At 34.6% G+C, this 20,859-nt stretch carries 21 protein-coding genes and 1 pseudogene; 7 read left to right on the top strand and 15 right to left on the bottom strand.

Translation table 11 applies throughout. The annotated features are described in order from the left end of the window. Window positions 1–63 precede the first annotated feature (63 nt). Window positions 64–495: a DUF1877 family protein gene (locus AZF08_RS11150; RefSeq protein WP_321141620.1), complete on the top strand. Its 432-nt coding sequence runs from the start codon at window positions 64–66 to the stop codon at window positions 493–495. 106 nt (window positions 496–601) lie between these two features. On the opposite strand, the gene trhO is transcribed toward AZF08_RS11150, so the two are convergent. After that, a complete protein-coding gene (trhO, locus tag AZF08_RS11145) occupies window positions 602–1,576 on the bottom strand; it encodes an oxygen-dependent tRNA uridine(34) hydroxylase TrhO (RefSeq protein WP_033676389.1) in 975 nt (324 codons plus the stop codon). A gap of 574 nt (window positions 1,577–2,150) precedes the next feature. Between trhO and AZF08_RS11140 the strand changes: the two genes are divergently transcribed. Further along, window positions 2,151–3,446 carry an Nramp family divalent metal transporter gene (locus AZF08_RS11140; protein ID WP_033676391.1) on the top strand — a complete coding sequence of 432 codons (1,296 nt, stop codon included), beginning with the start codon at window positions 2,151–2,153 and terminating at the stop codon, window positions 3,444–3,446. Window positions 3,447–3,615: 169 nt separating this feature from the next. Here AZF08_RS11140 and AZF08_RS32150 read toward each other — a convergent pair. From AZF08_RS32150 to AZF08_RS11115, 7 genes and pseudogenes are all read right to left on the bottom strand, one after another. After that, window positions 3,616–3,747: pseudogene (locus AZF08_RS32150) on the bottom strand (M23 family peptidase); the annotation flags it as partial. Between the two features lie 102 nt (window positions 3,748–3,849). Continuing rightward, window positions 3,850–5,478 carry a peptide ABC transporter substrate-binding protein gene (locus AZF08_RS11135; RefSeq protein ID WP_033676394.1) on the bottom strand — a complete coding sequence of 543 codons (1,629 nt, stop codon included), beginning with the start codon at window positions 5,476–5,478 and terminating at the stop codon, window positions 3,850–3,852. A 194-nt stretch (window positions 5,479–5,672) separates the two neighbouring features. Then, window positions 5,673–6,998 (bottom strand): bifunctional S-methyl-5'-thioadenosine deaminase/S-adenosylhomocysteine deaminase, encoded by a 1,326-nt coding sequence (locus tag AZF08_RS11130; RefSeq protein WP_051725850.1) that lies wholly within the window; start codon window positions 6,996–6,998, stop codon window positions 5,673–5,675. A gap of 92 nt (window positions 6,999–7,090) precedes the next feature. Then, the gene (locus tag AZF08_RS11125; protein ID WP_033676397.1) at window positions 7,091–7,435 is read right to left on the bottom strand and encodes a YunG family protein; all 345 of its coding nucleotides are present in this window, start codon (window positions 7,433–7,435) and stop codon (window positions 7,091–7,093) included. 27 nt (window positions 7,436–7,462) lie between these two features. Further along, window positions 7,463–7,909 (bottom strand): GNAT family N-acetyltransferase, encoded by a 447-nt coding sequence (locus tag AZF08_RS11120; RefSeq protein WP_033676399.1) that lies wholly within the window; start codon window positions 7,907–7,909, stop codon window positions 7,463–7,465. A gap of 312 nt (window positions 7,910–8,221) precedes the next feature. After that, window positions 8,222–8,347, bottom strand: a complete 126-nt coding sequence (locus AZF08_RS31765) for a hypothetical protein (RefSeq protein ID WP_265182920.1) — start codon at window positions 8,345–8,347, stop codon at window positions 8,222–8,224. 267 nt (window positions 8,348–8,614) lie between these two features. Next, window positions 8,615–9,007: a YxeA family protein gene (locus AZF08_RS11115; protein WP_051725851.1), complete on the bottom strand. Its 393-nt coding sequence runs from the start codon at window positions 9,005–9,007 to the stop codon at window positions 8,615–8,617. A 405-nt stretch (window positions 9,008–9,412) separates the two neighbouring features. On the opposite strand from AZF08_RS11115, the gene AZF08_RS11110 reads away from it, so the two are divergent. Further along, window positions 9,413–10,393, top strand: coding sequence for a serine hydrolase domain-containing protein (locus AZF08_RS11110; RefSeq protein WP_033676400.1), 981 nt, complete (start codon window positions 9,413–9,415; stop codon window positions 10,391–10,393). 73 nt (window positions 10,394–10,466) lie between these two features. On the opposite strand, the gene AZF08_RS11105 is transcribed toward AZF08_RS11110, so the two are convergent. Continuing rightward, entirely contained in the window at window positions 10,467–11,072 is a 606-nt protein-coding gene (locus tag AZF08_RS11105) for a pentapeptide repeat-containing protein (protein ID WP_033676403.1), read from the bottom strand. A 59-nt stretch (window positions 11,073–11,131) separates the two neighbouring features. Beyond that, window positions 11,132–12,055 (bottom strand): alpha/beta fold hydrolase, encoded by a 924-nt coding sequence (locus AZF08_RS11100; RefSeq protein ID WP_033676405.1) that lies wholly within the window; start codon window positions 12,053–12,055, stop codon window positions 11,132–11,134. 202 nt (window positions 12,056–12,257) lie between these two features. On the opposite strand from AZF08_RS11100, the gene AZF08_RS11095 reads away from it, so the two are divergent. After that, on the top strand, window positions 12,258–13,019 hold the full coding sequence (locus AZF08_RS11095; protein WP_033676407.1) for a DODA-type extradiol aromatic ring-opening family dioxygenase: 762 nt from the start codon (window positions 12,258–12,260) through the stop codon (window positions 13,017–13,019). Window positions 13,020–13,106: 87 nt separating this feature from the next. Here AZF08_RS11095 and AZF08_RS11090 read toward each other — a convergent pair whose 3' ends face one another. The 4 genes from AZF08_RS11090 to AZF08_RS11075 form a co-directional block, all read right to left on the bottom strand. Further along, a complete protein-coding gene (locus tag AZF08_RS11090) occupies window positions 13,107–14,321 on the bottom strand; it encodes a multidrug efflux MFS transporter (RefSeq protein WP_033676484.1) in 1,215 nt (404 codons plus the stop codon). A gap of 126 nt (window positions 14,322–14,447) precedes the next feature. Next, window positions 14,448–15,311, bottom strand: coding sequence for a GNAT family N-acetyltransferase (locus AZF08_RS11085; protein WP_033676409.1), 864 nt, complete (start codon window positions 15,309–15,311; stop codon window positions 14,448–14,450). 15 nt (window positions 15,312–15,326) lie between these two features. Then, window positions 15,327–16,676: a sensor histidine kinase gene (locus AZF08_RS11080; RefSeq protein ID WP_200875230.1), complete on the bottom strand. Its 1,350-nt coding sequence runs from the start codon at window positions 16,674–16,676 to the stop codon at window positions 15,327–15,329. Then, a complete protein-coding gene (locus AZF08_RS11075) occupies window positions 16,673–17,344 on the bottom strand; it encodes a response regulator transcription factor (RefSeq protein ID WP_033676411.1) in 672 nt (223 codons plus the stop codon). Before AZF08_RS11075 ends, AZF08_RS11080 begins: the two co-directional genes overlap by 4 nt. A gap of 177 nt (window positions 17,345–17,521) precedes the next feature. Between AZF08_RS11075 and AZF08_RS11070 the strand changes: the two genes are divergently transcribed. Genes AZF08_RS11070 through AZF08_RS11060 form a run of 3 tightly spaced genes read left to right on the top strand, consistent with a single transcriptional unit; the run spans window position 17,522 to window position 19,873 of the window. Next, window positions 17,522–18,454, top strand: a complete 933-nt coding sequence (locus AZF08_RS11070) for an ABC transporter ATP-binding protein (protein ID WP_033676413.1) — start codon at window positions 17,522–17,524, stop codon at window positions 18,452–18,454. Continuing rightward, on the top strand, window positions 18,429–19,145 hold the full coding sequence (locus AZF08_RS11065) for an ABC transporter permease (protein ID WP_033676415.1): 717 nt from the start codon (window positions 18,429–18,431) through the stop codon (window positions 19,143–19,145). The genes AZF08_RS11070 and AZF08_RS11065 overlap by 26 nt, the downstream gene beginning before the upstream one ends. Next, window positions 19,145–19,873, top strand: a complete 729-nt coding sequence (locus AZF08_RS11060; protein ID WP_033676417.1) for an ABC transporter permease — start codon at window positions 19,145–19,147, stop codon at window positions 19,871–19,873. Before AZF08_RS11065 ends, AZF08_RS11060 begins: the two co-directional genes overlap by 1 nt. Before the next feature lie 58 nt (window positions 19,874–19,931). On the opposite strand, the gene AZF08_RS11055 is transcribed toward AZF08_RS11060, so the two are convergent. Further along, window positions 19,932–20,645, bottom strand: a complete 714-nt coding sequence (locus tag AZF08_RS11055) for a DUF554 domain-containing protein (protein WP_033676419.1) — start codon at window positions 20,643–20,645, stop codon at window positions 19,932–19,934. Window positions 20,646–20,859 lie beyond the last annotated feature (214 nt).

Here is a 20,859-nt window from a genome sequence, read left to right as displayed (position 1 = left end):
ATAAATTCAAAATCTTTAGAGGAGCTATCTATTATAGGGATTATTGGATATTAGACCTTAGTCATAGATGAAGAAATAAATAAAATAAAAAATAAAGAACTGGATATTGACTTTAAAGAACCTGATTTAGATATTGATAAGTCATGGCAATTACTTCATTTCGTTTTATGTGGTGAGATTGGCGGGGGTGAACCGCCTCTTGGATATGTTGTACCATTACATAATTCCAACATAGATGATGATTCCCTTGGTACTTTTCCACTTCTAGCGAATCAAGTCAATGAAGCTTATTTTGCAATAAAAGATGTGAGCGAATATGATTTCAAAGAAATGTTTAACTTTCAAGAATTAATGGACGAGCAGCTTTACCCACTCGTTGAAGATGATACAGCAGATGAAATATTCGAGTATATTTATAGTTATTTTTCAGAAATTAAGAAATTGTATGAGCAAGCAGTTACAAATAAACAAGGTATCATTTTTTGTATTGTCTAGCTATGCATTATTTCATTTCTAAATCAATACCATTACTATACCTAAAACCAAAAACCGGATTATATCTTTCGTGATATAATCCGGTTTCTCATATCAAGTTAGGGTATTATCCCTGTTTCACTTGATTTTCTTCTTCAATTTTTTCTAATGCAGTTGCAACTTGTTCTTCCGTTAATTCATGTTCTTTCACATAACGATTGCGCGGATGTACGCGGCATTCGTGTGAACATGCACGTAAATATTTTTGTTCATTTTCTTCTGAGCATAAAATTTGTTTATTACAATCTGGATTTGCACAATTTACATAACGTTCACAAGGCTCTTTTGTAAAGTGGTCTTTACCAACAATCACATGTTCTTTTTGATTCACAGGAACACCAATTCGCTCATCGAATACGTAACATTGTCCGTCCCAAAGTTCGCCTTGTACTTCAGGGTCTTTTCCATAAGTTACAATTCCACCATGAAGCTGGCTTACATCTTCAAAACCTTCTCTAACTAACCAACCTGAAAACTTCTCACAACGGATACCACCCGTACAATACGTTAAGATTTTTTTACCTTCAAGAATTTCTTTATTTTCATCGATCCAGTCTGGCAGTTCACGGAACGATTTAATATCCGGCTTAATTGCTCCTCTAAAATGACCTAAATCAAATTCATAATCATTTCTTGCATCAATGATAACAGTATCTTCTTGTTGCATTGCTTCATAAAACTCTTTTGGCTCTAAATATTTCCCTGTTGTTTCTTTCGGATTAATATCGTCATGTAATCGAAGTGTAACAAGCTCTCCGCGAGGACGAACATGCATTTTCTTGAAAGCATGCTCTTCTGCTTCATCCACTTTAAAAACGATTCCAGCAAAACGTGGATCATTATTCATCGCTTCCATATATTTCTCTGTTTGTTCGACAGTTCCTGAAGCAGTTCCATTAATTCCTTCTTCCGCTACAAGAATTCTTCCTTTTAACTCAAGTGAATTACAAAATTCTAAATGCTGAGCTGCAAATTCTTCTGGATTCTCAATTGTAGTGTACATGTAGTACAGTAACACTCTATATGGTTTCGTATTTGACATGTTGTTTCTACCACCTATCTAAGTCAATATTTTAAAATAATGTATAAGTTAACGATCATATCGGAACATATAATAAAAAGAAAAGATATGCCAATTATTGTTTAGGTAATTTTCTCCTATTTATAATGTTTTTTCCGTAAGTTAACGCAAATGAAAACAAGATTACATAACAATCCAATATGGATGTCATAGTAACCCCAATATATTATATAACATACAAATCAATTTCCAGCAATTATTATGCTGAAATCTCTATTTTATCTCGATGTAAAGATTAGAAAATATTCTTTCTTATACCATATTACATGATGCAAAACCATTGAATCTTCTCATTCATCTCAGAGTAAAAAAGTTACGACTACATATATTTAACTTTTCAATTCTTTTTGCCAAATTGTTGTCTATTTCTCCGTCCTGACACACCTTTTATTGCGTGAGATCATATAATTTGCATTAAGGAAACATTTATGTTCAAATAAAAACATCAACTAGAATATCTAAATGTATTGAAATAAATAGTAAAAATAAATACAATAAATTGCATCAAGCTAAGAAATTAAAGGGGAACACTACTATGAATAAAGATATAACAAAAGATGAAGATGTCCCTTCTCAAAGTACAACGGTTCAATCCGCTCACTTAGTTTTAAGCGGTGAAACAAAAGGAGTTAAAAGATTATTACCTTTTTTAGGACCTGCTTTTATCGCATCCGTTGCTTATATTGATCCAGGGAACTTCGCTACAAATATTGCCGCAGGATCACAATATGGTTATTTATTACTTTGGGTAATCCTTGTTTCTAATTTAATGGCTGTTTTAATTCAGTCTTTATCAGCTAAATTAGGAATTGCTACTGGAAAAAACCTTCCTGAAGTTGCACGTGAGCACTTCCCAAAACCGGTTTCAATTGGTTTATGGATACAAGGTGAACTCGTTATTATGGCTACTGACTTAGCCGAGTTTATCGGAGCTGCCTTAGGTCTATATTTACTATTTGGCATTCCAATGTTACCCGCAGCTTTAATCACTGCCGTTGGCTCATTCATTATTCTTGAATTTCAGCGCAGAGGCTTCCGTCCATTAGAAGCTATCATTACAGGGATGGTCTTTATCGTTGTTGTTGCATTTGGCGTACAAGTATTTTATGCAAAACCTGAGTTAAGTCCTCTTCTTTCAGGGCTATTTATCCCTAAATTTCAAGGTGTAGATAGTATTTTACTCGCAGCTGGAATTTTAGGTGCAACAGTAATGCCACATGCGATTTATCTGCATTCTGCGTTAACGCAGCGCCGCGTAGTCGGAACAACAGATGAACAACGCAAAAAGATCTTCCGCTTTGAATTCATTGATATCATTATTGCAATGGTGATCGCTGGAGCGATTAATGCAAGTATGTTAATTGTAGCGGCTGCCTTATTCTTTAAAAACGGATTACATGTTGAAGACTTAGATGTTGCTTTTAGGGAGTTTGGGAATTTAGTTGGCCCTGTATCTGCCAGCCTCTTCGGAATCGGATTATTAGCCGCTGGCTTATCTAGTTCTTCTGTCGGTACAATGTCTGGTGATATTATTATGCAAGGGTTTATCCGTATGCACATCCCTTTATATTTACGACGATTTGTTACAATGATTCCACCCCTTGTTATTATCGCTTTAGGTGTGAATCCAACTTATGCTCTTGTTATGAGTCAGGTCGTTTTATCGTTTGGTATTGCATTTGCATTAGTACCGCTCATTATGTTTACAAGTAGCAAGAAGATTATGGGTGTGCTAGTTAATCATCGCCTTACAAGTGCAATCGCTTGGTTAATTGCTGCACTCGTTATCGCTTTAAATATTTTCTTACTGTACCAAACATTTACTGGATAATAAGAGGAAAGATATCATTCGAACTCGGATGGTATCTTTTTTATTTCAATAGTAACGTTACAAATATCCCCATTTCATTATTCGTCTTCATCATATTTAATCCGAGAATTCAGTTACATAATCAACAAAATAAAATAAATCCCCTCTTCTTAAGGAGAGGGGATTTATTTTAGGTCAAAGGTGAAATGATATCACCTATCGGCACCTCATTTCCACTCTCTATACGAATCCCACCTTTTGGCATAGTTGGCCCCTCAATATCTCGAAAATATAATGGTAATCCTTCTGAAAGAAACATGCTTTCAAAAAACTTTTTTCTAGATTTGTTTTAAAATGATTTAAGAAACATAAAAAGGGCTAAGTGCTTCTGTATAGCACTTAGCCCTTTTTTCTCTCAGCATGCCTACTTTTGAGTTATAAAAGCATTTTTATATGTATACACACCACCAAATTGATGCTTTTCAATCCCTTTTACATACTCCTTTTGTATATATGCTGAACCAGTATGATAAAGCGGAGCAACAGCAACATCTTCTAACAATACTCTCTCTGCTTCTTGTAAAGATTCCCATCTTTTCTGTCGATCTAATACAATATCATATTTAGCTTTATTTATAAGATCGTCATAATACGAATTTGAATACTTCATTTTATTATTCGGATTATCTGTCGTAAATAACTCTAAGTAATTTATAGGATCTTTGTAATCTGGCCCCCACACTACCATAGATATATCATACTGCCCTGTTTGTTCAAGCTGTAATTTTTGTTTAGATGGTTGTTGCTTAATCTGTATCTTTAAGCCTTGCAAGTGCTTTTCAAGCTCTCCTTTTATATATTCTGCTATACGTTTTGCGTTGTCTTGTTCAAATGTTAAGAATTCAAGTGTGACACTTTCTGTACGAAGTTCTTTTTTTGCATCTTCCCAAATTCGTTTAGCCTTTTGCAAATCATACACAGCAAGATCACCATTTTCCTGTCGAAAATCTCTTCCATTTGTTTCATTCTTATATCCTATCGGTATAAGACCTTCTGCAGGTGTTGCACCATTATTGATAAAGTGATTTACAAATTCCTCTTTATTCAGTGCTAAAGAAATAGACTGCCTGATTTTTTTATTTGCTAACGTAGCATTCTTTTCATTAAAACGTAACATGGCTATCGCAGAGTCTTTTTTCATATGCAATTCCTTTTTGCCCTTGTATTGATCTACAAATGTTGCACTAACAGGAGCACGATCCATACTACCAGATTCATATAAATTTACAGCCGTCATTGTATCTTTTACAATATGAAAATTTATTACCTCTAGCTTCACTTGCTTCTTATCCCAATATGTATTGTTTTTCTTCAATTGAAATTCTTGTTCATGCTTCCACTTTTCTAACACAAACGCCCCATTGTATATAAGATTATTTGGCTCTAATCCATATCTATTTCCTTGTTCTTTCACAAACGATTCATGCTGTGGTAAATAAATAGGTAATGCTAATAATTGTAGTAAATATGGGACAGGCTGTTCTAATTGTACTTCTAGCGTATAATTATCTAATACCTTTACTCCTAGTTGATCAGCATCCAATATACCTTTATTTATTTCTCTCGCATTTTTTATATCAAATAGCAAGTATGCATATTGAGCTGCTGTTTCAGGACTCAACGCCCGTTTCCACGCAAAAGTAAAATCATATGCTGTTACCGATTCCCCATTTGACCATTTTGCATCTTTACGCAAATGGAATGTATATCTTTTCCCATCCTCACTTCTCTCAAATGACTTCGCCACACCAGGAATAGGCTTATCTTGATGATCCAGTACATATAACCCTTCAAATATATTTTGCATTACATGTGATGATGTACCGTCCATCGCTTTCGCTGTATCAAGGGAGGGAATTTCTTCTGATATTGTTACGTTTAACACCTGTTTTTGTGCTACTTCATTTGTTTTAACAGTTTTGCTACTACAAGCTGTTAAAAGTAAAACTGCTGTAAGTATAAATACTATTAATCGCTTATCATGTTGCTTCATGAATCTTTCTCCTTAAATTCAAATAATATTATAAAACGTTATATATTATAACAGAAATATCACTGTAAATCCCTTACATTTTAACGAATATTTATTCATTATAAAATAAAAAACACTATTCTTCTTCTATTTACTAAAAGGGATAGTGTTTTTTATCAATTTTCTCTATTTCATCAGTGATTTTCACCTTACAACTACATCTTTAATCCTCGTTTAAAACGACCCGCTTCAAAAATAATTCGCTCTTCATCTAATGTTTTACATTCACCACGCCACACAACACGCTCTCCATTAATAATAACATCAGATACATCTTTTCCACTTGCTGCATAAACAAGGTGCGATAATACTTCCTCAGCTGGTTGTAAATGCGGCTTATTGGATGGATCAATTGTAATAAAATCAGCGCATTTTCCTACCGCGATTGAACCTGTTTGTTTCATTCCAATTACTTCTGCTGCTCCTCTTGTCGCTAAGGAAAGAGCTGTTTCAACAGGTAATGCCGTTGCATCCTTATGAATGCCTTTTTGTAATAACGTTGCAACGCGAAGTTCTTCAAACATGTCTAAGTTATTGTTAGATGCAACGCTATCCGTTGCAATCCCTACTTTGATTCCCGCTTCTAGCATCGACTTCACATCTGCTATACCAGATCCTAATTTCAAATTACTATTTGGATTATGAGCTACCCGAACATCGTGTTCTGCTAAGAAAGCGCGCTCATTTTCATTTAACACAACACCATGTGCAATCACTGTTGGTCTTTTAAATAAACCACAACTTGCTGCATACGCTACTGGACGTCTTCCATATTGTGCTGCAATATCTCGTACTTCACGCTCTGTTTCTGAAAGGTGAATGTGAACCATTGTATGATTTTCCACTGCAATTCGGGCGCACTCTTCTAACATTTCTGTAGAGCATGTATATGGACTATGAGGAGCAACCATCGTTGTTAACAGGCCACTCTCACTATAATATCGTTTTACATATTTCTCTGCCTCTTGAATTGCTTTCTTCTCGTCCTCTTTCGTTCCAAAGCTAAATAAAGTTCTTGAAACTGCCGCACGCATTCCGCTATTACGAACCGTCTCCATAATCGAATCTTGATCTACACCAATGGGATTAAACATATCAGAAAATGTTGTCGTCCCGCTTTTCACCATTTCTAATAAACCAAGTTCTGTACTAGCAACTGCAAGTTCTGGAGTAAATTGACTTTCCAGTGGCCAAATTCTCGTTTCAAGCCACGGCTGTAATAACATATCATCGCCAATTCCGCGTAAAAGACTCATCACGACATGCGTGTGTGTATTCACAAGACCTGGCAATACCCACTTACCATTCAAATCAATTACTTCATCTATTTGATTTTCATTAGAAAATTCACCATTCTGCACTTCTATAATCTTACCATCTTCTACAATGATATATCCGTTTTTAAACACTTCATTCCGTTCATTTAAAGTTGCAATCGCAGCGCTTACATAAGCTGTTTTCAAAAGTATTTCCCCTCTCAACTCTATGAAGTATATTCCCTTTAATAAGTTACCACCATTATAGTAACTCATTAAACATTAAGAGTCAAAAGATATTTCACTTCAAACAAATTCTATTGTATAAAGATATGCACCTTCTGTTTTAAAGCGTAATATTGTCTTTCATTCGTATCTGCAAATGCTTCTTCTCTATTAGAAGTAATATCCATATAGGCTATCTCTTCCAAAAATTGTGTTACTGTAAAATCATATTGCTTGCCATTTATAACGTTGTAAAAGTGCCAAGCCTCGCCAGCTTGCGTCTTCTTTATTTCTCCTCCAAACAAATCATGTATAACAAGTGCTGTTACACCACATTGTCCTTTTGCTGGATTTCCTTTCGTCCACTTTGAGCTTGTTTCAAGTGACAAAGATTTCATTAAAACCTTGTGTACCTGTGCAATTTCTAAATCTCTCATTTCAGCATCTCCTATGTATACCAAAGTTTATACGTCGTATTGTAAAAGTGGCAGAACACGATCTTTAAATACTGTTGAAGGTGTCTCCCCAATTAACTTTGCTCCCATCTTCATGTAATAGCCTTTCGCATTTGGATCACTATCAATCATGAAACTCTTAATTCCTAATTCCGCTGCTTTTTCTACGACACTCCGCCATAGAATTTCCCCATAGCCTTTCCCCTTATAATTTGGATATAAATATAAAAAATCGAGAACATCTTCTTCTTTTCGTTGGAATGAGAAAAAACCAATTTTCACTCCTTCATTTTCTAAAATATATACGTAGTGATTTTTAATATACTTTTCCGTAATCGTTAAATCTTCCTTACATGCCAGTATAAATTCTTCGCTGTAATCCCAAGTTGCTTTTGAGTTTAGTGCTAGTTCACTGAGTTCATTTGCTTCGCTTAGTACGGCCTCTCTCGTTTTCATCCCTAGTCCCTCTCTTCATCTTATATTGATATTTAACTTACCAAATTAGAATTACTTCTTAAAAAATCCAATAAGTCCTTTAAAAATATAGAACTTATCATAACTCTTTCATATTCCTCTCGATTCTTTCCTTAACAACAAATAAGACGCTATACCGATCACGACAGCGCCTAAGATTACAAAAACTATTTTATCCTTGTCATGATTGATTCATAGCCACCGCCATTAGGATAGACCCACGCACCGATATTCACGTTGCCGTCTTGGCTGAATACTCCTTTAAAGTAAGCAGGTGAGCCCTTCCATCCACTCTTAAGTGACGGTACCTTCAGCGCCTCCACTAACCTTCCAAATACTAACTAAACGCTCCAATTGATTCAGATTAGGGTTTGGAATTTGGAATTGATATCCTTGTGATTGCACATTTTCATTCGACATATAATGTCTCCTTTCTAATTATATTTCACCTAAAATATATTAGAGATACAAAGCCCATTCTCCTTTATGTAGATGTAACGTATTACTCATTCAAATGTCCATTTTGATCAATAAAAAGAGAGCATCTGCCCTATTAGATGCTCTTCAACGCGATAAGGAGTAATGAATAGGATATAAGCGGCGGTTAGCTTGTCCTATACTCCAATATATGCTTGTTCGTCTCAAAAGGTGAAACAAAAAGTGCACTGTTCATTTCTAACTATGTAATTACTGTTTTTTATCCAACTTTTCTTTTGCTTTTTTAGGCATATCTTCAGGTCTTACTTCTTCATATCTATGAATTCCATAATAAGATTCACCGTTGTATTTTCCACCTATTTCAACACGGAGATATGCATTCACTCTTAATTTTTTCATTCCATGAAAATAAATCGTTTTTTCATCCCCATATGCATTATACGCTTTTAATGTATACCAATTGAATTTATCTTTTGTACCATCATCAGCTACAGCCGTTGCTTCTTTACCATCTCCATTAATTTGAACATAATACTCCGATGTCATCCAACTCTTAATACCAAATGAATCTTCTTTATCAGCAATACCCCATGCAATAATTCCAACAAAAAATATTACTACGATTCCTATTAGTTTTTTCATTTTTCCACCTTTAATCTTCTTTCAGTTTTGATATTTCGTATACTATCACAGGTACTAAAACTGAATTATCTATTTACATTACACAAACCTTACACTTTTGTAATAATTAATATTCTATTTATATAATCCATAGAGCTATCACCCCTGTATTTCATCTCAATCATCTTGCGTGGTCTTCAATAACGAACTATACCTAAACCTTACTTTACAATCGTTTATTGTGTAATCTCTTTAAAAATATAGAACTTATCATAGCTCTTTCATATTCCCCTTGATTCTTTCCTTACTAGCACTATAAAATAGAAAAGTATTCCAAAACAAACCATCCTTTAGGGGGAGTTGCTTATGCCGTTGGACAACATTTCAGGTAACTAATATTCCAAAATTTAAAGGAGTGCCTGAAATTTGCTAAACTCATATATTAATTCATTTTTATATACAAACAACGAAACGTTTAATGGAACGATCCTTGTAACTCACCAAAGAAAGACCACATATAAGAAGTCATTTGGAAAAGCTAATTATGATTGGGATATTCCAAATACATCTACAACTAAGTTCCGTATTGGATCTGTAACTAAAATCTTTACCGCGGTTGCTATTTTAATGTTAATTGAGGAAAACAAGTTACAATTTGATGATACTATAAATAGATTCATTCCAGTTTTTCCAAAAGGTAACCTAATCACGATTGATCACCTACTCACTCATACATCTGGGGTTGGTAATATTACCTCTCAACAAGACTTTTTATTAAAGTCTTGTGAGTCTCGGACACCAGATGAGTTAATAAACTGGATTATTACCTGTCCATTTGAATCTAATCCGGGAGAAACATTTAATTATTCTAATTCAGGATATATTGTATTAGGAAAGATTATTGAAGTTATAAGTGGTATTTCTTATGAAGAATTTCTTAAGTTGAAGATTTTACAGCCTTTATCTATGATGAATACAGGACTTGATTCTAACAGTACGATTCAAAAATATAAGGCAAATGGTTATGAACTACATCCTACTAATCACTTGCAGCCTGCATCATTTATTAACATGTCTAACTCATATTCAGCTGGTGGATTATTTTCAACAGTCGAAGATTTACATTTACTTGATCTTGCAATAAAAGAGAATCGTTTGTTATCTAGTGACATAACTTCTCGTATGTTTACTGCAGGTAGTTATGAATATGGTTACGGGTGGAATATTTCTATGACAACACAAAATAATAAACTTGTATTCCATCATGGCGGCATTAATGGTTTTACATCATCTTATTTAAGATTGATTGAAAAGGATGTAACAATCATTATTTTAAGCAATGTATCGACAATATTAACATCAACTCTTGCTAATGAAATAGCTTCTTATACAGAGACTAATTATTGATAATGTATGTTGCTTTCCGATAGATTTACTATTTTTAACACCGTTCAAAAATTTGAACGGTGTTAAAAATAATTTAATTTACCTTCGCTCCATAACACCTCGCTACAGCAACGGCCTGCTCAATATCCAACCTTACATTTTTCAAATCAAATGCTCTAAAGTCAATTCGATCAACTATTGCTCCTCTTAAATCTGCACCTACTAGCTTCGCTTTCCCTAACTGCGCACCTGTCAAATCAGCATCACGTAAATCTGCTTTTTCTAAATTACATTCATACAAGTCAGCTTCAACTAAGCGAATACCTTTTAACTTTTGTTTACTTAAATTAACGAATCTTAAATTTGTATATGACCAATCACCAGCTACAATTGTTATCCCATCTACATTCGTCTCTTCAAAATCAGAACCAGTCATTTTACATTCTTCAAATTTAGAAACAAATAAATTTGCTCCAGAAAAGTTACAATTGGCAAACGTAGTTCCTTGATGAATACACGCATTAAAAAGAGTACCAGTAAAATCACATTCTATAAAATTACAATTTTTCGTGAAAACTTCTGATGCATCTACATCCCTGAAACGGCATTTAATGAATGTACAGTTTTTTAATTCCTCTTCTTTTATAGCAATATATCGAAAATCTATTTCTACATACTCTTTATCTACAAATTCACTCACGCTTACTCCTCCAATGTTTTAAAAAGAAAACCCACTTCCACCAAAAGTGAGTTTTCTCTTTATACAATATGTTCATTTAGCCAATCAATTAAGTCTTGAAATACTTCATGTCTATTTACTTCATGAAACATTTCATGTCTCCCATTTTCATATAAGCGTATTGTTACATCTTTTACACCACATTTTTTATACATTTCGTATACTTCTTTTACGCCTTTCCCCATGTTTCCGACTGGATCATGGTCTCCAGAAAAAATATGTATTGGAAGGTCTTTTGGCGTTTTCTTATATTCCTCTAGTTTATTCACTTCAAGTACACCGTTAAATAATTCACGATAAAAGCTTGTTGAACAAATAAAACCACATAACGGATCTTCTATATATCTATCAACTTGATTTGTATCTGAAGAAAGCCAATCAAACTTCGTACGATTCGGTTTAAAATGCGAGTTAAAATTCCCGAATGATAAAAAGTTTAACATTGGGCTTTTCGTTTTTTTTCCGCGAACCTTCATCTCAATTGTTGCTACTTTATGACCAATAGCCCCTAAAATCCCTGGGTTACCACCTGTTCCTGAAATAAGAAACCCATCATACAACTCACCACGAAGTTGTACAGCACGTCTTGATAAGAAAGAGCCCATACTATGTCCTAATAAAAAAAGCGGGCTAGTATGCTGCTTTCGAATATATTCCGATACAAAAATCACGTCAGAAACAGCATGATTCCAGCCAACATTGGGTTCAAAATGACCATAGTCCTCTTCCTGCTTTACGGTTTTCCCATGTCCCCTATGATCATGAGCATAGACGCCATATCCAGCTTGTAATAAGGCATGAATACATTCTGTATAAACACCAGCATGTTCTGTCATACCGTGTGCAATCTGCACAATTCCTCGAGGCTCACTTCCCGGCAGCCACTTACGCAAATAAATTTCCGATCCATCCAATACCGTAACGAAGCTTTCTTGTAGGTTCATTTTGCAGCCTCCAAATCCATTATGTATATCCTCATAAAATGAATGAGTATTCATTATTCTTACTATGTATTATATGCAATTGTTTTCATTATGACAAACACTGTATGTTCTATTTATTAAACGATTCCCTTGACGAATATAAAATAAAATTATATAGTTACTTACATAAAGTAATTAATATAAATTTTAGGAGGTAACACTTATGATACCATCATTATTTTTAGCACACGGCTCACCAATGCTTGCCGTTCAAGATACAGATTATACACGCTTTTTAAAAACACTTGGTGAAACATATAAACCAAAAGCAATTGTTATTTTTACAGCACATTGGGAAAGTGAGGTACTAACGATCTCATCTTCCGATAATGAATATGAAACAATTTATGATTTCGGCGGATTCCCTCCCGAATTATATGAAATAAAATATAAAGCAAAAGGTTCTTCAGCCGTTGCAACAATGCTAGAAGCAAAATTTAAGAATAAAGGGATTCCTGTTCGCAAAGATACAACTAGAGGATTAGATCATGGTTCATGGACACTATTGCATCGTATGTATCCAAAAGCTGATATACCTGTCGTTCAAATTTCAGTAAATCCCTTCCTTCCTGCAAAAGAGCAATTTGAAATTGGACAAGCAATTCAAGGGCTTGGACAAGAAGATATTTTAGTAATCGGTAGCGGTGTTACCGTGCATAATTTACGCGCACTAAAATGGGATCAAACAACACCTGAAGAATGGGCTGTAGAATTTGACGAATGGATTATAAATCATATGCAAAATAACGATAAAGATTCATTATTTAACTGGGAAGCTACCGCTCCTCATGCACGCTTAGCTGTTCCAAGAGCAGAGCATTTTGTCCCCCTTTTCATCGCTATGGGAAGTGGTACTGCTGAAGGAAAAGTCATTCATCGTAGCTATGAGCTTGGAACATTAAGCTATCTTTGCTTTCAGTTTTAATTCATAAAGAAAGGATGAAGCACAACGCTTCATCCTTTTTGTTTTCATACATTATTATTTAGCGGTTCTACTATATAATTCATCTTATTAACTAACTTCCAAATGCTGTTTTTCAGCCACTTGTGCGTGTTTACTATTAAAATTCACCCATATACACGCTATAAACAAAAGCGATGATGTAGAGAAGAATACATATTGAAATCCAGCTTGTGCAGCGATTTGTCCACCGAGTACCGGACCAATCATATTTCCTAAAAATTGAAAGGATTGATTATACCCGAAAATACGTCCAGTTACATGATTTGGTGTATGTTGTTTTAGTAGAGTTTGTACGGAAGGTAATAATCCAGCTTGTGCAATTCCTAATAAAAAACGAAGAATTAATAACTGCCAAGCGGAGGTCACAAATGCTTGTGGGATAAAGATAATTCCTGCAAAGAACAACGCTACAACTAAAGTTTTTTGAGGACCAATATGATCTGATAAACGTCCTAATCTAGGAGCCGCCAAAATGACCGCTAATCCTGTTGCAGACATTACTGCACCTGCAATTGTTTCAATATGAGCTGTATGTGCCCCTGCTAAATGCTTTACGTACAACGTAATAATAGGCTGAATTGACATATTTGCAAGCTGAATCATAAAAGTTGCTACAAATAGGCTTATAATAAAATGTTTCGCTGGTACCATCGTCCATACTTTCTTCGGCTGCACTTTTTTTGCTTGAACAGACTGATTCGATTCATGTAAGAAGAAAAAGACGATTATAAATGACAGAAATAAAAAAGCCCCTGTAATTAAAAATACATGGCGCATTCCAATTAACTCAGACAAATATCCCCCGAGCATCGGACCAAGTAAGGAACCACTTACACCTCCAGTTGATATAGTAGAAATTGCCCATCCAGAATGCTCTTTTGGTGTTTCTGCTGCAATAAACGTCATCGCAGTGGAAAGGAAACCCGACACCGCTCCCATTAAAAAACGAAGTGCGACTAGTTGATACACATTTGTGACAAATCCCATAAGCGTCATAATAACCGCCATACCAAGACTAGCACGAATAAGCATCAATTTCCGTCCATGTATATCACCAAGTTTCCCCCATAAAGGTGACACGATCGCACCCATTAGAAATGTTGCACCGAATGCAATTCCTGACCACTGTGCAATATTAGAAGTACCTGTCACTCCCAGATCCTCAATATAAAAGGATAAGAACGGTATCACTAAACTCATACCTGCTGCAGTGGTAAAACAACCAAGCCAACAAATCATTAAATTTCGTTTCCAGCTGGCCATTTTCACACCTTCTTTCTTAGATACCCATTCTACACCCTTTCCTTTAAATAGTTTAGCAATATGATTCCAAAAGCAATACAATGGACAAACAATAAGCAATATCATTCCTATTGTTTATCCATCCTTTCAATTATTAGGTATTAATCGACCTCCACATGCTTTTTCATAAAACTCAATCGGACCCGCTTGACCAATAATCGCATATTCATAACCAATTTTCTTCATATCAGACAAACATCGGTGTAGTAGTTCTCTACCCACACCTTTCACACGGCTATTTTTAGCTGTTCCCATTGGCCCAAACAGCCCCTTCTTTCCTCTTACAACATCATAACAAGCAAAACCAATAATCTTTTCGTCCTCTACTGCAATATAAATTGATATTTCTGTATTTCCCTGAAAACCATTATTCACCGCTTCAATCCATCTTTCACCAAATTCATAGATAACGAACTGGAGAAGTTCTTCTAAATCAGATTGAGTTGCTCGTCTAACATTACAAATTGAATGATTCATACTTGTTAGTATTTCATAGCTTTTCAAATTCACAGTCATATCTCTTGGTACTGAAACAATTTGTAAAATTCCTTGTCGTACATCTTCATCTAGAAAACTGCGAATTACTTTATCCTTCTGAAGAATTACATTCAAAATATGTCCTTCATTGATATACACTTGATGGAACCGTTCCATCTTCTGTCTGGCTAACTGTAATATCTCTATTGTTTTATAAGAGACTTTATACCCTGCTATCTCCATATATCTTTTATTTTCAAAATATACATGTTGTAAATGCGATAACCTAGCTAAAAAATCTATACCCTCATAACGAAACAAATACATATGTAATTCACTACAAACCCCTGTTGCTTCTTTGCAAGCTCCTATAAATAAGTTTAGCGGTCGGATGATATCCTCGTTACATTCAGCTTCTTGACTTGCAAGTTGAAAGATTCTATTTACACGCTTTGTGAACTGAAATTCTTCCATACATACTCCCCCTTGCTAAGGTAACTTTTTAAATATAAACTTCGCTCCTGTATCATCAGATTCTATACTCCAGTCGATACTCATCTCTTTCGCCATAACAGCAATAATAGATAATCCAATTCCCGCTCCCTTATTTGACGAATGATCATTTTGAAAACCTGATCCATGATCAACAACTGCAATCGTTCCTTCCTCATGGTTCATATATACTCCTATAAATTTCCCATCACTCGCATGCCTAACTACATTTTGAATTACATTATCTATGATTCTTTGAAACCAATTCGCATCAACAGTCCAAAAAAGCGGCTTTTCTGGAATCACAATATCCACTTTGAATCCTTGTTCATCTAATATGTCATACCATGATGCAACAAGTTTTCTCGTTAAACGTGTCATATCCGTTTTTTCTGGATGGTACGGATATTTTTTTGCTGTTATTAATGAATACGATAATAAGTTCTCTATTAACTCCGCTAAGTAATTAATTTTTCCATCCATTCGTACGATTGTTTTCTGTCCTTTGACTGAGATAACTTCTTCTTTTAAAGAATCAATTTGTGCACGCATTGTTGTTAATGGCGTTCGCAAATCATGAGAAAGATCGGCAATTAGTTTTCTACGAAATTGCTCCTCTTCTTCCTCCTTCTTCCGGCTTTGCTTTAGAGCTCCTACCATCCGATTAAAGGACTCTTCTAACAAACCAATCTCATCTTGTTTTGAGATTTGAATTTGAGATGGGAGAGTCTGATCCTGTGGTAGTTCCATTGCCTTTTGTAACTTTAATAATCGTTTTCTAATTTTAAGAAAAAATAAGATAGAGCAAACAATAAATATTACAAAGCAACTAATTATTACGAATTCGAAGACAATCTCGTACCTCTCACGTATTTGAACAATTGGTGCATTCAAATATTTCCTTGGAATTTGAAATACTATAAATGCACCTTGTTTCTCTGTTCCGATATAAGATACAACAGTAAATGGATCCCCTTCAAAACTTCTTTTCATAAACGTTACTGCGTCGCTCACACTCCACCGCTCTGGAATATTTTGTTTTTCCGGAATTTGAAAACTTGTTTTCCCTTGACTATCTACCCAAAACATTGAACTTTCTGGATATTTTTCTCGGATCACTTGAAAGTTCCTCTCAATTTCCTCAGCATTTTTTTCTTGTAAAGTCTTCGCTCTATTTCTCCATTCCTCTTCTATTTCGATACTGGAATACGAAACCTCAAAATCACCCATCCACTCGATATACTTTATAAAAACAAATGAGCTAAGCGGAACCACAAAGGGTAATAATAACAGTGCTGCAAATATAATAAGAAGATATCTTCTGAGTAACGACGTACTTTTTATCATGCCTTACACCGATAACCAATTCCACGGATTGTCTGTATTATTGTTGGACTACTTGGTTTTTTTTCTATTTTTTCACGCAAATGACGGATATGAACCATTAAAGATTTATCACCTTCTATGTAATACTCATTCCATACAGCTTCAAAAATTTGCTCTTTCGTTAATGTACGATTCATATTCTTCATCAAATAAAAAAAGATTTGATGTTGCTTTCCCGATAGAACAATTTCTTCATTTGTTTCTTTGTTAACAATTCGGTAATCTTTCGTATACACTTTTAAATGTTGCACATGTCGTTCTACTGCCTCATCCTTGTTATAACGTCTTATTAAAACTTCAATACGTGCTATTAATTCTTTTGGATGGAATGGCTTCGTTATATAATCATCCGCAAATGTTAATCCATATATTTTATCTTCTAATGTGGTCCTTGCTGTCAACATAATGATCGGGGTATCTGGATATTCACTTTTAAAACGTTGGCCTAATGTAAAACCATCCAGCCCTGGTAACATAACATCTAAAACAATTACATCCGCTGCTTCACTCGCTGCTGTAGTTCCTTTCTCTGAAGTAAACCATGAAACTTCATACTCTTGTTTCTCCAGTTCCCTTTTCACCCATTCCCCAATCTCAAGATCATCCTCAACATATAAAATGCGTATCATTTCTTCACCTTCATATACAAATTTAACCTTTCTCTTCCATCATAAGGAATACGACACTATTTGAAAACTAGAATACTCTAAAATTAGGGGATAATGTCTAAATTTAAACAAAACTTAAACTCTCCTAACATTATCATTAACCTTTATTTCCTATACTTGATTTGAGGTGATAGGAAAATGAATTATATTGTAGAAACGACAGGATTAACAAAAAAATATCGAAATGATTACGTTGTACATAACGTAGACTTAAAAATCCCAAAAGGTGAAATCTACGGTTTTCTTGGCCCGAACGGGGCTGGCAAAACAACTAGTATTCGTATGCTTTTAGGTCTTATTAAACCAACGCAAGGTAATGTTACAATCTTTCAACAGGATTTAATGAAAGAACGTTTATCGATACTATCTAAAATTGGAGCTCTTGTTGAAAATCCATCTTATTACGCACATTTAAATGCTATTGAAAATTTAGAAGTCTATCGTATATTACGTAATGTTCCAAAAGAAAAAGTTGAAGAGGTTTTACAAATCGTTGGTTTACAACATGCTGCAAAACAGAAAGTAAAAGAATACTCATTAGGAATGAAACAACGGTTAGGAATTGCAATTGCCTTACTTGGTGATCCACAGCTATTAATTTTAGATGAACCGACAAACGGACTTGATCCAGAGGGGATTCATGAGATTCGTACGTTAATTAAGCAATTAGCAAAAGAAAGAGGAATTACCATCCTTATATCTAGTCACTTATTAAGTGAAATTGATCAAATGGCAACTTATGTTGGTATCATTGCAAAAGGAAAGCTTATTTTTCAAGACAAAATAGAAACATTGCGCCGCCATGCTCAGCACTCTATTTCACTTATGACAGACAAACCAGATTCAGCTTGGAAAGTCATTCTCGCAAAAGGGATCCCTTCTATGCAAGAAGAGAAGCGAATTATTCTATCAAATGTATCAAATGAAACTGTTGGAGGGATTGTAAAAACACTTGTAACACATAATATTTCTGTATTTCGAATTGAAGAAAATAAAAAATCACTTGAAGAGATATTCTTACAGCTTGTAAAGGAGGGAGAAACCCATGTACAAACGCCTCTTTCAATCTGAGCTTTTAAAAATAAAAAGAAAATGGATTTGGTTTTTAATCTTTTTAGGACCGATAGGTGTCATTTCGCTTCAAGCATGTAACTTTTTTCTTCGATATGATTGGTTGACAACTAAATATGCGAAAGACTTATGGGGAGGACTAATCTTTGAAGTTCAACCTCTCGCTCTAGTAACCCTTATATTAGGTACTACAATTATTACTTCTTTAATTGCTCACCTAGAGCACCATTCTAGTTCATGGAAACATCTACTATCATTACCTATTAAGAAAAGACATATTTTTTTAGTGAAATTTATACTGGTGTTTTTCTTGCTTACTATATCTTGTTCTTTATTATTAGTTGGGACCATTGGATTAGGTTTAGCATTACAATTCGATGCTGTGATTCCATGGTTTTCTATATTTAAAATGAGTTTCTATCCTTATTGGTCGGCACTACCAATTGTAGCTTTACAACTATGGATTGCTGTTATATTCCATAACCAAAGTATTGCATTTACGATTGGACTGCTAGGAACTATTTTTACAATGTTTTCAACAGCTCTTCCGAATTGGTTTATATGGCGATGGCCAAGTTTACGTATTGACTGGGGGCCTCCACTTTTATGTGTAACAATAGGTCTAGTCGTTAGTATATGTATGCTATTTTTCGAGACAGAAATCTTTGCTAGAAAGGATGTGCACAAATAATGGTTTGGCTTAAAACAATGCAAGCTGAATTTTATAAAATTAAAAAAACAAAAATATGGATACTACTATTGTTAAGCCCTGTCTTATCTGGGATAATAGCTTATGCAAACGCCTCAGACTACCCTGATTATAAACATTGGGAGTTAATTTATAATATCATGTTAACGATACATGGCATGTTGCTTCTACCATTATTAACAGGTATTTTCACCGCATTTATTTGCCGCTATGAACATTCAAATGGTGGTTGGAAACAACTTTTAGTACAACCTATATCACGATATCACGTCTATATTATAAAATTTCTCTTTGTTCTCTTATTTATAGGTGCGATGCAAGTCTTCTTCATTATGGGCTATATTAGCATTGGACAACTTTTGCATATATCTGGTCCATTCCCTCTAGCTACTATAGTAAAAAGTGTAGTAGGCGGCTGGATTGCTATACTCCCTTTAATTGCCTTACAACTTTGGGTTTCAAGCATTTGGTCCAGCTTTGCAGCACCGATTGCTTTAAATGTTATAGCAACCATACCCGCTGTAATAATTGCAAATTCTGCAAGGTTTGGACCTTTCTATCCATGGTCTCAACCTTTTCTCGCTATGCTTCCTAAAGAAGACTCACAACTATTTTATATCTCTTTTCAAACACTAGTATTTGTCATAATTGGTAGCTTTGTTATTTTATTTATAGGCGGTTTTGTTCATTTTATCAAAAAAGCATATTAATCCTTCTTTACATACAAATAGCCCAGAACTGTTTCAAAAGAGTTCTGGGCTATCAAACTTAAACATACAAATTATATCCATATATAATAGAAACAATTATTCCAACAACAAGTAGCCCCGGCAATAAATTCGCCACTTTAATTTTAATAAAGCCAAGTAAGTTTAATCCAATTGCAAAAATCATAATCCCACCAGTTGCAGTCATTTCGGTTATAAATTGACTCATCAATTTCTCTGATACAAAACTATCAATTTGCGTTGCAAATATAGCAATTGCTCCTTCATATAAAATAACTGGAACTGCTGAAAATAGCACGCCAATGCCAAGTGTTGTCGTTAAAATAAGAGAAATGAATCCATCAATAATTGCTTTCGTAAATAGCACGTCATGATTTCCGCGAATGCCACTATCTAATGCTCCAAGTATCCCCATTGCTCCAATTGCAAAGATTAACGTAGCTGTCACAAATCCTACAGATATACTTCCTTCCCCTTTTGAACCAACTTTAGTTTCTAACCAATCTCCTAAGCTCTTTAATTTCTCTTCTAATTGCAGCCATTCCCCAATCACTGCTCCAATTACTAGACTGAGAATAACAACAAGAAAGTTTTCGCTTTTCAATCCCATTTGAAGTCCAAGTACCGTCACAGCCAAACCGATTGTATGCATAACTGTTCCCTTCATACTTTCTGGGATACTACTCAATAATTTACCTAATAAAGTACCTATTATAATACAAATCCCATTTACTACTGCCCCTAATATAACCATTAAACATCCTTCACCCCCTTCAAGCTTTCAACTGTTATCTCCACCATACAACAAAATACCCTCATTTTCGACAGAATTTTCAAAACAAAAATATTAAAATCGACTTATGTATTGTATTCTCTCCTTGTTTCGTGTTACCGTAATATTGCAAAGATTACGAGATGAAGTCTCAATCCATTCTCATAATTTACCACATGCATTGTTCATGCTACAA

It is taken from the genome of Bacillus gaemokensis (assembly GCF_001590835.1).
Classification (GTDB): Bacteria; Bacillota; Bacilli; order Bacillales; family Bacillaceae_G; genus Bacillus_A; species Bacillus_A gaemokensis.
This window is presented reverse-complemented; position numbering and strand designations above follow the sequence as displayed.

Excerpts from the sequence above, each read along its gene's own strand:
- trhO (WP_033676389.1), bottom strand. The coding sequence starts at position 1,576 with ATGTCAAATACGAAACCATATAGAGTGTTACTGTACTACATGTACACT.
- AZF08_RS11140 (WP_033676391.1), top strand. The coding sequence starts at position 2,151 with ATGAATAAAGATATAACAAAAGATGAAGATGTCCCTTCTCAAAGTACA.
- AZF08_RS11135 (WP_033676394.1), bottom strand. The coding sequence starts at position 5,478 with ATGAAGCAACATGATAAGCGATTAATAGTATTTATACTTACAGCAGTT.
- AZF08_RS11125 (WP_033676397.1), bottom strand. The coding sequence starts at position 7,435 with ATGAGAGATTTAGAAATTGCACAGGTACACAAGGTTTTAATGAAATCT.
- AZF08_RS11120 (WP_033676399.1), bottom strand. The coding sequence starts at position 7,909 with ATGAAAACGAGAGAGGCCGTACTAAGCGAAGCAAATGAACTCAGTGAA.
- AZF08_RS31765 (WP_265182920.1), bottom strand. The coding sequence starts at position 8,347 with ATGTCGAATGAAAATGTGCAATCACAAGGATATCAATTCCAAATTCCA.
- AZF08_RS11115 (WP_051725851.1), bottom strand. The coding sequence starts at position 9,007 with ATGAAAAAACTAATAGGAATCGTAGTAATATTTTTTGTTGGAATTATT.
- AZF08_RS11100 (WP_033676405.1), bottom strand. The coding sequence starts at position 12,055 with ATGAACCTACAAGAAAGCTTCGTTACGGTATTGGATGGATCGGAAATT.
- AZF08_RS11095 (WP_033676407.1), top strand. The coding sequence starts at position 12,258 with ATGATACCATCATTATTTTTAGCACACGGCTCACCAATGCTTGCCGTT.
- AZF08_RS11090 (WP_033676484.1), bottom strand. The coding sequence starts at position 14,321 with ATGGCCAGCTGGAAACGAAATTTAATGATTTGTTGGCTTGGTTGTTTT.
- AZF08_RS11085 (WP_033676409.1), bottom strand. The coding sequence starts at position 15,311 with ATGGAAGAATTTCAGTTCACAAAGCGTGTAAATAGAATCTTTCAACTT.
- AZF08_RS11080 (WP_200875230.1), bottom strand. The coding sequence starts at position 16,676 with ATGATAAAAAGTACGTCGTTACTCAGAAGATATCTTCTTATTATATTT.
- AZF08_RS11075 (WP_033676411.1), bottom strand. The coding sequence starts at position 17,344 with ATGATACGCATTTTATATGTTGAGGATGATCTTGAGATTGGGGAATGG.
- AZF08_RS11070 (WP_033676413.1), top strand. The coding sequence starts at position 17,522 with ATGAATTATATTGTAGAAACGACAGGATTAACAAAAAAATATCGAAAT.
- AZF08_RS11065 (WP_033676415.1), top strand. The coding sequence starts at position 18,429 with ATGTACAAACGCCTCTTTCAATCTGAGCTTTTAAAAATAAAAAGAAAA.
- AZF08_RS11060 (WP_033676417.1), top strand. The coding sequence starts at position 19,145 with ATGGTTTGGCTTAAAACAATGCAAGCTGAATTTTATAAAATTAAAAAA.
- AZF08_RS11055 (WP_033676419.1), bottom strand. The coding sequence starts at position 20,645 with ATGGTTATATTAGGGGCAGTAGTAAATGGGATTTGTATTATAATAGGT.